We start from the raw sequence: 14,361 nt of genomic DNA, 5'->3' as shown, positions 1-14,361 counted from the left end.
CTCTTAGTTGTTGGACTCGACGGTTGCGGCGGTGTCGGCCGCGTCCTCGAGCTGCAAGTTCAATAGCTTCATGCCGTATTCCGGCACGTTGATATCGATGGGTTGGCCATACAGGTCACCAGGACGAACAAAAGCGAGCACCGTCATAATGCGCGCCATGGCCTCGGGCGATTCGGTGAGCCCACGCTCAAACCAGCGCTGAATCATGCCAACCTCGGCGCTCACGACGTAGGTGACGTAGTAGTCAAAGAACGTGCCCAGCGCCAGGCCCAAAATGCCCGTCTGCGCACGCGGCACCACAGCCTCACGCGCGGTATCGATGATCCTTTTAATGAAGGCCTGGTCGCCGCCCGGACCCAGCAGCGCACCGATTAAGTCGCGGTTGGCCGCAAGATAACGCAGCAGCTCAACCGAACCGGGCGCCGGCTCGAGCTCATCGATGTTGTGATAGAGATCAGGCAGCTGAGCTGCGGTGATGAGCTCAATGCGCTCACGGATCTCGGCCAGCAAGCCGTCCTCGATTTGATTGATAAAGTCGGGAATATCGCGGTAGTGCGAATAGAACGTGCGGCGCGTAAGACCAGCGCGCTCGGTGAGCGACGCGACATTAATGCGCGAAAGGTCGCCGCTTTCGGCAAGCTCGCTGGCAAGTGCCTGGCGAAGGGCACGCTGCGAGCGAAGGGATCGGCGATCGCATTTCTCGAGCTGGGACAAGCGTCCTCCCTGTTACTCAACCTGTGCACTATTGCACAGTGCGAGTATTATTGCACACCGTGTGCATCAACACGTAAAGGCAATATTTGGAATGTGACGAGGGGGCAGTCCCTTTGTCACATTATTCGATGACGGTGCGGGAGTTTTGCTTGCGCATGGTGGCGAACATGTGTTTGGGGACGGCGTGGACCATGCAGCTGCCAATAGTTGCGCTCGCGGCAGCCTTAGCTGTATCGCTAGCGTTTTTGGTCGCGTAGCTGTGGCGGAAACGCTTGAGCATGGCGATGTCGTTTCCGCCGTCGCCATAAACCGCGACCTCGTCCTCGGCAATGCCGTAGTAGCCCGCCAGCCAGGCCACACTCTCGCCCTTGTTACACGCCACGTCCGTGATCTCGAACATCACCGGATCGAACGGCGCGTTGACCACGCGGTCCGATCGCTCGGCAAGATACGACTTAAGGTCACGCTCCAGCTCGGGCGAGGTCACGCGACAATTGATCTTGCATACATCGTGACGCAAGATATCGCCGATCGACTGGTCGAAATACTGTTCCTCGTGATACCCGCCGCGCGCACGCATGCCGCGCATCACAATACGCTTGATGGGGCTGTCCTTTTTAAAGCCCGCCTGATGCATCTCGAACGAACCGCTCGAAAACATGCCATCGGGCGTGGAGCAATCAAAGCAAATGTCCGGGAACGCCTTGAGCAGTTCCTCAGTGACCTGCGGGTCGATGGTCCAAGTCTTGAGCACCTCGCCATGGCTGTCGCGCACGATGGATCCATTGGAGCAGCAGGCGTCAAGCGCCAAGCCCGTAAAGCCATGCTCGCCGATCGGCAACGTCGAGCGTCCAGTCGCGGGAACCACGTGCAGGCCAGCCTCAGTCAGCTCGCGAATGGCGCGGCGGATGGTCCCATCCGCCTCGTGCAGGGCGTTCAGCAGCGTTCCGTCTAAGTCACTCGCGAACATCTTGATCATGGACATGCCTCTCCTTCGTCTGCCCGATATTGTAGACGAAGGAGAGGCATGTCCAAACAATGCCGTCCCGGCGCGGCGTACCACCGCCTTCACAAATTCACGGTGCCCCAGCGCGTTAAGACAATCGCCGCAATCGATTTTTCAGCCGATAAAACAGAGCCGTCGTCAACGTCAGCACCGCCAACATGGCTGCGAATACAATCGCCGGTGTCCATCGATCATATGCAACCCCGTACGTCAATTGGCCGATAGGCGTTGCGCAGGAAAGGACCATGTAAACGACCGAAAGCACTTTTCCGCAGAGCTCAGTCGGCGCTACCCGCTGAACAAACGCGATGATTTCAACCGACGTAATGCTCGCCCACACCATGACCCATGCCGAACCAACCGCAAACACGGTGAACACGCATACATCTACGCCGAACAGCAGCGTAACAATAATCGGCGCGACTCCAAAACAGATCATCGCAACATATCGGCATATGCCATTGAAAGAAAAACGATGCGGCCAAATGCCGACCAAGCCACTGCCGGTAAGACCACCCAGGCCCAGAGCAACCTCAACTATCCCAACGCAGGACGATTGCATGCCGAGATGCTTTGTAACAATAATGGGAGCGCCAATCGTTAGCCCAACCAACGCAAGGTTCAAAACTGCCGCAAGCAAAATCACAGCGACCAATGATGCATTTTGCAACAGATACCGAATCGACTCCCGAAAATCGTTTCGGCATGTCGTGCGAGTCGCGCCGTCTCTCATCGTTTCAGATGAGGCGTTTTGCTTGAGTGCGACCCCAAACAAGAGAGCTGAAATCGCAAACGCCACCGACGCGGTTGTGCAAAGAGCATCGATGCCAAAGCACCCATAGACTGCCGTCCCGACCACAGGACCCAAGATATTGCTCACCATGGTCATCTGCGAAACCAATGCAGTGGCCCGCTCAACCTTCTCTTCACCCGCCATACGCACCGTCTCAATTTGGAGCATTGGCTTTAGCAGCGATTGAACACCATATTGAACACAAAGTATCGCTACTACGACGACCGCAAGAGGCAACGAGCGCTTCATGGGGATAGACAGCAGTGATGCAGTCATCAGAGCAATGCCGAGGGACACGAGGACCTCGCGGTGTCTTCCCCGATCCGCTAAGATCCCACCAGCCGGAGTTGCGAGTACGCCGGGTATGAACGCCGTCGCCACGACGGCGCCATATAACGTTGACGATCCACTGCAATCGAACAAGTAAAGTGGATACGCAAAGCACAGCGCCGACAGCATCGAATACGTGCACAGCTGCGCAACCAGAAGTTCCGCGAGCCTGATTGACCGCACTGTTTTTGATTTCAACGAGACGCCGACGTCTCTCAGCCCAGCCATAAGCCCACCCCCTATACATACCACTAGTATGTATTTAATGACTTGAAAAGGGCAGCCGTGGCTACCCTCACAAATCAATTACATACCGTTGGTATCTATATTACCACCCGGCGCGGTCCCATACGTCCCAAATCTGCGCCGTTGTCTGAAGCACTTCATTACCCAAATCGAGCCCCACCGCGGCAGCCATCTGCGCCAAACATTGTGCGCGAGCGAGCATTCGCTCCTTGGGCTCGAGCGGACGGAACAATGGCAGCAGCCAAAGATTCGCCAACAACGATACGGCCTCCGCCGCTTCGCGCGGGCATTCGCACGCAATGGAGCCGTCGGCGATGCCCTCCTCGATCACTGGCAAGAGACAGCCATCGGCCGACTCGTCAAATGAGCCCTGGTACTGCATCGCCAGTAGGCGCGAGCTTTTTACCGGATCTGCTGCAGGACGCATACGTGCCCATAGCTCAATTTGTGGAACAACGGACTCGGGAGCGTACAGTCGCTTGAGCTTTTGGGCTCCGGTCATATTACCGACGCCAAGCACCGAGCGGCGGTGCTCAACAATCGGAGTCATCGCCCGATCAAACGCGGCGTTGAAAATCTCTTCTTTGCTCTTGAAGTGATGATAGACAGCGCCCTTGGTCATGCCGTCGAGACGGTCAACGATATCTTGAATACTCGTCCCCTCATAACCCTGTGCGCAGAATAGCTCCAGTGCCGCGTCGAGAATCTTCGCGACCGTCTCCTCGGGATATTTATTGCGACCCATAATCCGCCCATCCGCAACGCAAGTCTTGTGCCTCATTGCAGCATTTTAACGTTGCGGATGGCAGACGGTCGATTCTACACCGCGGCCGGGCCGTGTTCGCCGGTGCGAATGCGGATGACTTCTTCGACCGGCTCGACCCAAATCTTGCCGTCGCCGACGGCACCGGTGCGAGCGGCGTTGCAGATAATGTCAACGATACCGTCGACATGTTCATCGGCGCAGATGAGGGTGAACTGCACCTTAGGGATCGTGTTGACAAGCAACTCGTTGCCGCGCACGTATTCCTTCCAGCCATGCTGCGCGCCGCAGCCCTGCACCTGGTTGATGGTCATGCCGCGAACATCGGCAGCAAACAGCGCGTCTTTGAGAACCTCAAGTTTTTCCTGACGGACGATCGCCGTGATCTTCTTCATAGTGAATTCCTCTCTTTAGTAAAGAAATGAATTGCCATTCAATAACGCGGGTTTTCCAAGTGCCCGAGATTGCCCCGAAAGAGGAGCGCCGCGTACTTCGGTACGCAAGCGACGGTTTGAGGGGCAAGGTCGGGTGCTTGGGAAAGCCGCGCTGCTAATCGAGTCCGGAGAACGAGGGGTACGCGCTCTCGCCGTGCTGACTCGCATCCAGGCCCAGCGCCTCGTCTGCCTCGTCCACGCGCAGGCTGCCGTGGAACAGCGCCTTGACCACCGCGGCGATCACCAAGTCGAGCACCAGCACAATGGCGACCGTCACCACAATACCCAGGACCTGCGAGATGAGCAGTGACATGTCGCCCGTGTAGAACAGGCCACCCTTACCGGTCCACGAAAGCTCCGGCACGCAGAACAGGCCCGTGAGAACGCCGCCCAAAATGCCGCCGATGCCGTGGCAACCGAACGCGTCGAGCGCATCGTCGTAGCCGAACTTGGTCTTAAGATGGCTGATGGCCAGGTAGCAGACGGGCGATACGATCAGGCCCATGACCAGCGCCGCCCACGGCTCGACAAAGCCCGCACCCGGCGTAACCACCACAAGGCCCGCAACCAAACCGGTGCTAGCACCCACCAGCGTGGGACGACCGGTGTGCACGCGCTCGACGGCAAGCCACGAGACCATGCCCGCCGCGCTGGCCGTCACGGTGTTGAGGATGGCGAGCGCCGCCACGGCGTCGGCCTTAAACTCGCTGCCGCCGTTAAAGCCAAACCAGCCAAACCAAAGCAGGCCGGCGCCCAGCGCCACAAACGGCACGTTATGCGGACGGTAGCTCATCATGCCAAAGCCGCGACGACGGCCGAGCATTAAGCAGAGAATCAGGCCCGTGAGACCGGACGAAATGTGTACCACGTCGCCGCCGGCAAAGTCGAGCGCGCCGATGATGTCGCCGATAAAGGAACCATCGCCGCCCCAAACCATGTGGGCGAGCGGCGCATAGACCACGAGCAGCCAAATGCCCAGGAAGGCCGTCATGGCACCAAACTTAACGCGGCCTGCCAGACTGCCCGTAACGATAGCGGCGGTGATCATGGCAAACGCCATCTGGAAGGCGATGTTGATGATCTGAGGGTAGACGGCACCATCCGCAGCATTGCCCTCGGCCGCCTGCAGCACCTGGTTGAGCACCGGCAGGCACAGCAACTGGTCAAAGCCGCCAATAAACGGGCTAGAACCGTCGCCACCGTAGGCCAGCGACCAGCCGGCAACAATCCACAGCACACCAACCAGGCCAATGGCGCCAAAGCACATAAGCATGGTGTTGATGACATTTTTGCGCCTGGACAGGCCGCCATAGAAAAACGCCAGACCCGGTGTCATTAAAAACACGAGCATGGTGCAGATGAGCATAAACGTTGTCGATCCCGTATCGTACATTCGCTCCCCCTTGGTCGCATGAACGTTGTCGGCGCTCATGATGCGGCCGAGGGGCAACTGGTGTAGACCAGATACGGCGTTGTTAAACGCTGCGTTGTCGAATGGAAACGGCACCGCAATCTTGGAAACGGCGCGGCAACGGACGCGAAACGAACGGGAAACGTGCGAACGAGAAGGGCGCGCTTGGCTCCGCTCTGGCTAGCGCCGGAACAGCTCGCGGGCTCGGTCGCGGAGGTCGGTAGCTCGAATGACACCCTCGTAACGATTGATGCGCAGACGCGGGAAGGCGTTAAAGAAGCGTAGGTCGCGGCGGCTGAGTGACACGCTCGGTACCGGGCGGCTCATGCGCTTGCCGGCAAGGCGACGACCGAGCGACGGACGCGGCATACTCGGCGCGGCATCGGCCACGCGGCGGGCAGCGAGCGCCAGGCCGCGAGCACCATCCGAGATAAACGTCGGCATCGAAGTCTTCTCGCGCAGGGCATCGAGCGCCGCGTCGCCCAGCTCGGCCAGCCAAGCGTTAACGGCGCGACCGCGGATATGCGTCTGCGCCACCGAGTCAATCGCCGAATCGGGAATACGTTCGAGCATAGAGTCGGAGGCGTCGGCAAGCGACTCATTGATGCGGTCGGCAAGGTCGGCACGCACACGCTCAAGCTGATCGGACAGACGCCGCCAGCTCGCCAACGAGCACACCGCATCGACCATCATCGCGACCGCGACGATAAAGGCGGCCAAGCGCACGATTAGCACCGGCAGATGGCCAAGCAGCCCCAGCAATGCCGGCTCCACTAAACGGCAAATACACAACGCACCCAAGCCAAACGCGCAGGCCCAGTACAGGCAGATGCGTCCGTGCAGGTTAAACGGCAGATGCGAGTAATCCCAAAACCGGGCACCCGTCGTTTTTTCCAACAGCACGCCCACGCTATATTCGATCACGCTGCATACGAGCGCGGCAGCGACAAACTGGCTCGAGGCGTCTGGGATTCCACGCAGCAGCAACCAGCACGCAATGCCGCCCGCACCGTAGATGGGACAACACGGCCCTAGCAAAAAGCCGCTGTTGGCAAAGCGTCCGTGGTTGAGCATGGCGCAGACTGTCGACTCCCATACCCAGCCGCAAAAACCGTAGAAGGCAAACGAGAGTACCAGCGCCGAGAGCGGACAGGCGGCAAGCGTCGCGCCGTCAAATGCCATGTCGATCGCGGTTCCCACCGTCTACCCACTCCTCTTTTCGTTCGATTCTTTGCTCGAGCCGTCACTCGGGCCCTCGTTCAAATCGTTCGCGCCGCCTTTGCGCGGCAGACGGCCGGCAATCGTCTCGCGCAGTGCGCACCATTTATCCGCCAGGCACACAATCCATGCCTCACGACACGTCGGCGGCACCGGTACCAGCGGAAACATATGCCGTACGATAATATTCCGCTCGCGCGGCGTCAGCTCAAAATCTTCCTCCGCACGCGCCAAGGCAAAAAACGGGTGACGAAAGCCATGCAGTCGATGGCTTGGGTCGGGATCGTGCCAGTCATAGAGAAAGTAATCGTGCAGCAGGGCCCCGCGCAGCAGCGATAAGCGGTCGACGGAGATACCGACGCGGCCCAGGCGCTCGGCAAAGGACAGACTTGCCCGCGCTACCGAGGTCACATGCGTATAGACCGTCACATCGCCATGTTGGATAAACTCATGCATCAGGTCCAAGCGGCCCGCCTGGGCAAGCTGACGGGCGGCATCGTCGACCTCGCGCGCGATTTTCTCGGCACGAACGGTATCGGACATGCGGCCTCCTTCCGGCGGCGCTCGGCGGCAAGCCGCGGCCTGCGCGCAATGAATAAAATCATCATCGAATTTACCAGTATGGCATCGGACAAAACGTTTTGCCCCACCAGTTGGCGAATTACCGCGCCGCCGTCACATATCAAACGCCAAAATGTGCGAGACTGTCTTGTGCAATTGTGCCGGCCGAGGGAGTGCCGGCGCACGATTCGCATGGAGTAACCCACAACGATGCTGCTTACGCAAACGACAACGCCCGAGGACGTCAAGGCTCTCGATCGCGCCGAGCTTCCGCTGCTCTGCGGCGAGATCCGCCACGCCATCCTCGAAAGCTCCGCCGCCGTCGGCGGGCACGTTGCCCCCAACCTGGGCGTCGTTGAGCTTACGGTTGCGCTCCATCGCGTGTTTAACTCCCCCATCGACAAGATTGTCTTTGATGTTTCGCACCAGACCTACGCCCACAAGGCGCTGACTGGGCGCGCGTACACTTATATCGACCCGGCACGCTACGGCGAGGCCTCTGGTTTTGCCAATCCTGACGAGTCCGAGCACGACCTGTTCGCCATGGGCCACACCTCCACGTCGGTGAGCCTGGGCTGCGGCTTGGCGCACGCTCGTGACCTGGCGGGCGATGCGTACAACGTCATCACCATCATTGGCGACGGTTCGCTTTCGGGCGGTCTGGCGTTTGAGGGCTTTAACAATGCCGCCGAGCTCGACAGCAACCTGATCATCATCGTCAACGATAACGACCAGTCCATCGCCGAAAACCACGGTGGCCTGTATCGCAATCTGGCCGAGCTACGCGCCAGCAACGGCACCTGTGAGCGCAACGTTTTCCGCGCGATGGGGCTCGACTACTGCTATCTGGACACCGGCAACGATGTGTTGGCCCTGGTCGACACGCTGCAGGAGCTGCGCGATATCGATCATCCCATCGTGCTGCACGTCTCCACCGCAAAGGGCAAGGGCTTTGAGCCAGCCCAGAGCGACCCCGAGCGCTGGCATCATGTGGGTCCGTTTGACATGGCGACTGGGCGCAAGCTCTGCCCGGGCCATCCGAGCGAGCCTGCGCCGCGCACCTATGCCGACATTACGGGCGAGGCGCTCAGCGCCGCCATCGAGCACGATCCGCAGGTCGTGGGCATCACGGCCGCCACGCCCTACATCATGGGCTTTACACCCGAGCTTCGCGCCGCCGCCGGCAAACAGTTCGTCGATGTGGGCATTGCCGAGGAGCACGCCGTGACCTTTGCCACCGCGCTTGCGCGCTCGGGTGCCAAGCCAGTCTTTGGTGTGTACGGCACGTTTTTGCAGCGCGCCTACGACGAGCTGTGGCACGACCTGTGCCTCAACGATGTCCCCGCAACCATCCTGGTGTTTGGCGCATCGATCTTTGGCACCACATCCGAGACGCATCTTTCGTTCTTTGATATTTCTATGCTGGGCGCTCTCCCCAATATGCGTTACCTGGCGCCTTCCTGCATGGAGGAATACCTATCCATGCTGAGCTGGTCGCTCGACCACCGCGAGCATCCCGTGGCGATTCGCGTGCCGGGCATTGGCTTGGTAAGCCGCCCCGATCTTGCGCCTGCCGAGGACGCCGATTACGGCGCCGTTCGTTACAACGTGGTGTGCCAGGGTCGCGACGTGGCCGTGCTCGCGCTTGGCGATTTCTTTGAGCTGGGCGAGCGCGTGGCAAATCGCTTGGCTGCCGAGTACGGCATCGAGGCCACGCTCGTCAACCCTCGCTTTACAACCGAGCTTGACCGCGAGTTCCTCGACAGCCTTGCCGCCGAGCATCGCGTTGTCGTCACCCTCGAGGACGGCATCTTGGACGGCGGCTGGGGCGAACGCGTCGCGTGCTATCTGGCATGTACGCCGTTGCGCACGCGCACCTTCGGCATCGCCAAGGGCTTCCCCGACCGCTACGACCCCAACGAACTGCTCGCGCAGAACAGCATGACGGTCGAGAACATGGCCGCCGAGGCCGTAAGGCTACTCAACGAGTAAAAAACCTCCGCAAGGGAAGCACCCCTGCGGAGGTTTTTATTTTCGCGACGCGAAAAACAAATAATCGTTCATACGCGATCTCCTTATTTATATATATGTCGCGTTGCCGCCATTATAACGACCGCCGCGAGCGGCCACGCCGACCGCAAAACGTCATCTCAGCAGCAATAACCGACGTTTGCCCAGATAAAACCTACCAAAATAAACCTGTCCCTTTTTGGTAGGAAGAATTACCCATAAGGTAAGTATGTTTCTGAGTTATTTCGTGTTGACCCATTTGAGCGCGATAGGGTATAACTCTACTCAACCGCTAGGGATTTTATTGAGAAAGGTGTTCTACCATGAGCAAGAACCTCTCCCAGCAGGTCGTTCTCGACCGCCGCGGCTTTGTCGCCGCCACCTTCGCAACCGTCGCCGGCCTTGGTCTTGCCGGCTGCTCTGACACCAGCGCCGAGGCTGACAAGGGTTCCGCCGCTGGCTCCTCCAAGAGCTCCGAAGATACCGAGGCTTCCACCACGCTCGACGCCAAGGCATTCGACAAGCTCGTCGACAACGGCCCCAAGGCCGATGACGATGTCATCGCCGCCAGCACCTGGGCCACGGCCGTCAAGGACGCCGGCGTCTTTAAGATCGGTGGCGTTCAGACCTCCACGCTCTTCTCCCTCCTCAACGAGAAAGACGGTCAGACCCGTGGCTTCGATGCCGGCATCGCGCAGCTTCTGTCCAACTACATCCTGGGCGAGAACAAGGTCGAGATCACCCAGGTGACCTCGGACACGCGCGAGTCCGTCCTGCAGAACGGCCAGGTCGACGCTGTCTTTGCCACCTACACCATCACCGACGAGCGCAAGAAGCTCGTCTCCTTCGCCGGCCCCTACTACTACACCCAGCAGGCCATCCTGGTGCTCGCCGATAACGACGACATCAAGAGCGTCGACGACCTGGCCGACAAGAACGTCGCCGTCCAGTCCGGCTCCAACGGCCCCGCCATCCTGGAGGAGTTTGCCCCCAAGGCCAGCCAGCAGGAGTTCAAGACCGACGAGGAGGCCCGTCAGGCACTCCAGCAGGGTCGCGTTGACGCCTACGTCATCGATAACAACATGCAGCAGAGCGCCCTGGTCCGCGAGCCCGGTAAGTACAAGATTGCCGGTAAGCCCTTCGGCAGCAAGGAGCCCTACGGCATCGGCCTGCCGCTCGATTCCGACGGCGTCGCCTTTGTCAACGACTTCCTTAAGAAGATCGAGGACGATGGCACCTGGACCGAACTGTGGCAGATCTGCATTGGCGACCGTACGGGCGACACCAATGTTCCCGAGCTACCCGAGATCGGCGCCTAGGCAATACGCCTAGTAACGGCCGCTACGAAACCATATGGAAACGCATGATGCGCTTTATTGCGCTAAACTGTTTCCTCACTGAGTTGTCGGGGCTTCCGTACACACGGGAGCCCCCTTTCCTTATCGGCGGGAGGTCCGCATGAGTCTCTCCGAGCTCTGGTCGCTCTATGGCCAGAACTATATCGACGCGTTGCTAGCAACCTGGGGCATGACACTTGAGTCGTTTGTCATCGCCATGGTGCTGGCCGTCGCCGTCACCGTGATGCGCGTGTCGCCGCTCAAGCCGCTGCGCGTCTTTGGCGACCTGTATGTTCAGGTCTTCCGTAACATCCCCGGCATCGCGCTGCTCATCATCGTCGTCTACGCACTGCCACCGCTCAAGGTCGTCCTGCCCTACCGCACCTGCGTTATCGTCGCCACGGTCCTTTTGGGCTCAGCCTTTGGCTCCGAGAACTTTATGAGCGGCATCAACACCGTCGGCGTCGGTCAGGTAGAAGCCGCCCGTTCGCTCGGCATGAGCTTCAACCGTATCCTCGCCAAGATCGTGATTCCGCAGGCGCTGCGCTCGAGCGTGCTGCCCATGACCAACCTCTTTATCGCCGTCATGCTCACCACCGCGCTCGGCAGTCAGGTACCGCTTAAACCGCAGGAGCTCACCGGCGTGGTGAGCTACATCAACACGCGCTCGCTCGGCGGCGTCGCCGCGTTCTTTATCTCGGCGCTCGGCTACCTGGGCACGGCCTTTGTGGTGAGCCACATTGGCAACTATATCGATAAGAAGGTGAGGATCCTCCGATGAGCAAGCACTCCACCTCCGCGCTCACCATGCGCGATGCGCTCTACGAGGCTCCCGGCCCCAAGATGCGCGCCAAGATTCGCGTCGGCACCGCCATCTCACTTGTTGCCGTGGCCGCGCTCATCGCTCTGGTACTGCAGCGCTTTTATGTGACCGGCCAGCTTTCGGTCCATTACTGGTACTTCTTTACGCACCTCACCACCTGGAAGTTCCTGCTTGCCGGTTTTGAGGGCACCGTTAAAGTCGCGCTCACCGCCGGCGCCATCGCGCTGGTACTGGGCTTAGCCCTCATGCTCGGCCGTACCAGCGACATCAAGCCGTTGCAACTGGTCTGCCGCGTGCTCACCGATTTCTTCCGTGGCGTGCCGAGCCTGTTGTTCATCTACTTCTTCTTTTTGGTGCTGCCCCAGTACAAGATCGCGCTGCCGTCGTTTTGGATGCTCACGCTTCCCGTCGCGCTCGCTGCAGCCGGCGTACTGGCCGAGATCTTCCGCGCCGGCGTCAACGCCGTGCCGCGCGGTCAGGTCGAGGCAGCCCAGGCGCTCGGTCTCTCCAAGGCCAAAATCACCTTTAAAATCGTATTGCCCCAGGCGATTCGGTTTATCATTCCGTCGTTGATTTCGCAGCTCGTGGTCGTAGTCAAGGACACCACCGTCGCCTACGTGGTGAGCTACCCCGACCTCATGCAAAATGCCCGCGTGCTCATTACCAACTACGACGCCCTCGTGTCGGTCTACCTGGTTATCGCGGTCATCTACATCCTCATCAACGTCGCGATCAACAGGGCCGCTGTCTACGTTTCGCACAAGACCGGCGCGACCATCATCCGCTAACGCTTTACCATTTCGAGTCATAAGGAGCCGAGCACCATGGCACAGAGCACCTCTTCCACCGGCAATCAGCCGCTAACGCTTTACCATTTCGAGTCATAAGGAGCCGAGCACCATGGCACAGAGCACCTCTTCCACCGGCAATCAGCCGCTAACGCTTTACCATTTCGAGTCATAAGGAGCCGAGCACCATGGCACAGAGCACCTCTTCCACCGGCAATCAGCCGCTGATCGAGCTCAGACACGTCGATAAGCACTACGGCGATCTGCACGTCCTCAACGACATCAATCTCTCGGTCGACCGTGGCGAGGTCGTCGTGGTGATCGGCCCCTCGGGCTCGGGCAAGTCGACCATGTGTCGCACCATCAACCGTCTGGAAACCATCGACTCGGGTGAGATCCTCATCGAGGGCGAGCCCCTGCCGCAGGAAGGCAAGGATCTTGCCCGCATGCGTGCCGAGCTGGGCATGGTGTTTCAGCAGTTCAACCTGTTCGCGCATATGACCGTGTTGCAGAACGTCATGCTGGGACCGGTCGATGTGCTGGGCGTCTCCAAGGACGAGGCCCGCGAGCGCGCCATGGATCTGTTGAGCCGCGTGGGCGTTGCCGAGCAGGCCGACAAGGTGCCCGCACAGCTCTCGGGCGGCCAACAGCAGCGCGTAGCCATCGCCCGCTCGCTTGCCATGCAGCCCAAGGCCATGCTCTTTGACGAGCCCACAAGCGCCCTTGACCCCGAGATGATTAACGAGGTGCTCGAGGTCATGGTCCGCCTGGCCCAGCAGGGCATGACGATGATCGTGATTACGCACGAGATGAACTTTGCCCGCCGCGTGGCCGACCGCGTCGTGTTTATGGCCGACGGCCAGATCGTAGAGACCGGCACGCCCGACGAGTTCTTCGACCATCCCCAGACCAAGCGCGCCCAAGACTTCCTCAACTCCATCAAGGGCCACTAGCCCAATTGCCATATCTGCTCGCCATGACCATCCAAACTCGAAAGCAACACCTATGATCGGAACTCACACTTCATCGTCATACACCCCGCACGTCGACGTCGATCCCGCCGACCGCCCGCTCATCCTCGTCGCACCGCGCTGGGAAGAGGCGAAGCCGTTTTTAAGCGAGACGCTCTCCCCCAACGAGGAAATCGCAAGTGTCTTTGTCGATGCCATCCTTGCCGCCGGCGGCCTGCCGCTGCAGATGTCCATCACCGAGGACATTGAGGTCATCCGCCATTACGTCGATATCGCCGACGGTATCGCTATTCCCGGCGGCCCGGATGTCAACCCCAAACGCTGGGGCGATGATCGACCCTACGACCCCACCCTCTGCTGCGAAATCCGCGATAGCTTTGAGTTTAAGCTGGTCGACGAGGTACTCCGCGCCAAAAAGCCGCTCTTTACCACCTGCCGCGGCACGCAGCTGCTCAACGTCGCCACCGGCGGCACCCTGTGCATGGACGTGCCGAGCCTGGGCGCGCGCGAGGGCCGCACGCAGTGGCGCCATACCCACGTGCTCAACGACCCTGTGCATCCTGTCGAGGTCGTGCCGGGCTCGCTGCTGGAGCGCGCGGTTGGCGGGCACAGGCTGATCCAGACCAACTCCGCACACCACTGCTGCGTCGATCGTCTGGGTAAAAGCACGCGCTTGGTCGCCAAGGCAACCGACGGCGTGCCCGAGTGCATCGAAGTCGAAGGCCAGCCGTTCTGCCTGGGCGTGCAATGGCACCCTGAGTACACGTGGAAGACGCTCGAGACCGACTTTGACCTGTGGAAGTCGTTTGTCGAGGCAGCGGCCAAGGTTAAGCGGGCTCGCTAGCTCGCGAATCACACAGGCTTAAACCTTCCATGCCAGGGGGGTGTTCCTATAGTTTTGTCAACTGGGCAATGCTGTTTTCGAGATTGAATCGCGACATGCTAACGCCAGGCCT

At 59.8% G+C, this 14,361-nt stretch carries 14 protein-coding genes; 6 read left to right on the top strand and 8 right to left on the bottom strand.

Annotated elements, in window-relative coordinates; all coding sequences use genetic code 11:
* Nucleotides 1-3: 3 nt before the first annotated feature.
* The 8 genes from PMX72_RS07250 to PMX72_RS07215 all read right to left on the bottom strand — a co-directional run bounded on the left by PMX72_RS07250 (nt 4) and on the right by PMX72_RS07215 (nt 7,458).
* The gene (locus PMX72_RS07250) at nt 4-714 is read right to left on the bottom strand and encodes a TetR/AcrR family transcriptional regulator (RefSeq protein WP_040358972.1); all 711 of its coding nucleotides are present in this window, start codon (nt 712-714) and stop codon (nt 4-6) included.
* 121 nt (nt 715-835) lie between these two features.
* Nucleotides 836-1,699, bottom strand: a complete 864-nt coding sequence (locus PMX72_RS07245) for an HAD-IIB family hydrolase (protein WP_271729611.1) — start codon at nt 1,697-1,699, stop codon at nt 836-838.
* A 109-nt stretch (nt 1,700-1,808) separates the two neighbouring features.
* Entirely contained in the window at nt 1,809-3,071 is a 1,263-nt protein-coding gene (locus PMX72_RS07240; protein ID WP_271729610.1) for an MFS transporter, read from the bottom strand.
* A gap of 100 nt (nt 3,072-3,171) precedes the next feature.
* Nucleotides 3,172-3,834, bottom strand: a complete 663-nt coding sequence (locus PMX72_RS07235; RefSeq protein ID WP_271729609.1) for a TetR/AcrR family transcriptional regulator — start codon at nt 3,832-3,834, stop codon at nt 3,172-3,174.
* A gap of 74 nt (nt 3,835-3,908) precedes the next feature.
* Entirely contained in the window at nt 3,909-4,247 is a 339-nt protein-coding gene (locus PMX72_RS07230) for a P-II family nitrogen regulator (RefSeq protein WP_099432138.1), read from the bottom strand.
* A gap of 154 nt (nt 4,248-4,401) precedes the next feature.
* Nucleotides 4,402-5,679, bottom strand: coding sequence for an ammonium transporter (locus tag PMX72_RS07225; protein WP_271729608.1), 1,278 nt, complete (start codon nt 5,677-5,679; stop codon nt 4,402-4,404).
* 198 nt (nt 5,680-5,877) lie between these two features.
* Nucleotides 5,878-6,897 (bottom strand): putative ABC transporter permease, encoded by a 1,020-nt coding sequence (locus PMX72_RS07220; RefSeq protein ID WP_233502699.1) that lies wholly within the window; start codon nt 6,895-6,897, stop codon nt 5,878-5,880.
* A gap of 3 nt (nt 6,898-6,900) precedes the next feature.
* On the bottom strand, nt 6,901-7,458 hold the full coding sequence (locus PMX72_RS07215) for an HD domain-containing protein (protein WP_117584135.1): 558 nt from the start codon (nt 7,456-7,458) through the stop codon (nt 6,901-6,903).
* A gap of 228 nt (nt 7,459-7,686) precedes the next feature.
* Between PMX72_RS07215 and PMX72_RS07210 the strand changes: the two genes are divergently transcribed.
* From PMX72_RS07210 to PMX72_RS07185, 6 genes are all read left to right on the top strand, one after another.
* On the top strand, nt 7,687-9,468 hold the full coding sequence (locus tag PMX72_RS07210; RefSeq protein ID WP_271729607.1) for a 1-deoxy-D-xylulose-5-phosphate synthase: 1,782 nt from the start codon (nt 7,687-7,689) through the stop codon (nt 9,466-9,468).
* Nucleotides 9,469-9,809: 341 nt separating this feature from the next.
* Complete coding sequence (locus PMX72_RS07205; protein ID WP_161156174.1) at nt 9,810-10,805, top strand: glutamate ABC transporter substrate-binding protein; 996 nt, start codon at nt 9,810-9,812, stop codon at nt 10,803-10,805.
* Between the two features lie 139 nt (nt 10,806-10,944).
* Entirely contained in the window at nt 10,945-11,604 is a 660-nt protein-coding gene (locus PMX72_RS07200; RefSeq protein ID WP_138374872.1) for an amino acid ABC transporter permease, read from the top strand.
* A complete protein-coding gene (locus tag PMX72_RS07195; protein WP_271729606.1) occupies nt 11,601-12,434 on the top strand; it encodes an amino acid ABC transporter permease in 834 nt (277 codons plus the stop codon). The genes PMX72_RS07200 and PMX72_RS07195 overlap by 4 nt, the downstream gene beginning before the upstream one ends.
* Nucleotides 12,435-12,622: 188 nt before the next feature.
* Nucleotides 12,623-13,387, top strand: a complete 765-nt coding sequence (locus PMX72_RS07190; protein ID WP_006234892.1) for an amino acid ABC transporter ATP-binding protein — start codon at nt 12,623-12,625, stop codon at nt 13,385-13,387.
* 52 nt (nt 13,388-13,439) lie between these two features.
* The gene (locus tag PMX72_RS07185; RefSeq protein ID WP_271729605.1) at nt 13,440-14,249 is read left to right on the top strand and encodes a gamma-glutamyl-gamma-aminobutyrate hydrolase family protein; all 810 of its coding nucleotides are present in this window, start codon (nt 13,440-13,442) and stop codon (nt 14,247-14,249) included.
* Nucleotides 14,250-14,361 lie beyond the last annotated feature (112 nt).

This window comes from Collinsella aerofaciens, assembly GCF_028207065.1.
GTDB classification, from domain to species: Bacteria; Actinomycetota; Coriobacteriia; order Coriobacteriales; family Coriobacteriaceae; genus Collinsella; species Collinsella aerofaciens_AR.
The sequence above is the reverse complement of the archived record's forward strand: the minus strand, read 5'-3'. Positions and strand labels throughout refer to the sequence as shown.

Coding starts and splice junctions, on each gene's coding strand:
- PMX72_RS07245 (WP_271729611.1), bottom strand. CDS start 1,699: ATGTCCATGATCAAGATGTTCGCGAGTGACTTAGACGGAACGCTGCTG.
- PMX72_RS07240 (WP_271729610.1), bottom strand. CDS start 3,071: ATGGCTGGGCTGAGAGACGTCGGCGTCTCGTTGAAATCAAAAACAGTG.
- PMX72_RS07235 (WP_271729609.1), bottom strand. CDS start 3,834: ATGGGTCGCAATAAATATCCCGAGGAGACGGTCGCGAAGATTCTCGAC.
- PMX72_RS07230 (WP_099432138.1), bottom strand. CDS start 4,247: ATGAAGAAGATCACGGCGATCGTCCGTCAGGAAAAACTTGAGGTTCTC.
- PMX72_RS07225 (WP_271729608.1), bottom strand. CDS start 5,679: ATGTACGATACGGGATCGACAACGTTTATGCTCATCTGCACCATGCTC.
- PMX72_RS07215 (WP_117584135.1), bottom strand. CDS start 7,458: ATGTCCGATACCGTTCGTGCCGAGAAAATCGCGCGCGAGGTCGACGAT.
- PMX72_RS07210 (WP_271729607.1), top strand. CDS start 7,687: ATGCTGCTTACGCAAACGACAACGCCCGAGGACGTCAAGGCTCTCGAT.
- PMX72_RS07205 (WP_161156174.1), top strand. CDS start 9,810: ATGAGCAAGAACCTCTCCCAGCAGGTCGTTCTCGACCGCCGCGGCTTT.
- PMX72_RS07200 (WP_138374872.1), top strand. CDS start 10,945: ATGAGTCTCTCCGAGCTCTGGTCGCTCTATGGCCAGAACTATATCGAC.
- PMX72_RS07195 (WP_271729606.1), top strand. CDS start 11,601: ATGAGCAAGCACTCCACCTCCGCGCTCACCATGCGCGATGCGCTCTAC.
- PMX72_RS07190 (WP_006234892.1), top strand. CDS start 12,623: ATGGCACAGAGCACCTCTTCCACCGGCAATCAGCCGCTGATCGAGCTC.
- PMX72_RS07185 (WP_271729605.1), top strand. CDS start 13,440: ATGATCGGAACTCACACTTCATCGTCATACACCCCGCACGTCGACGTC.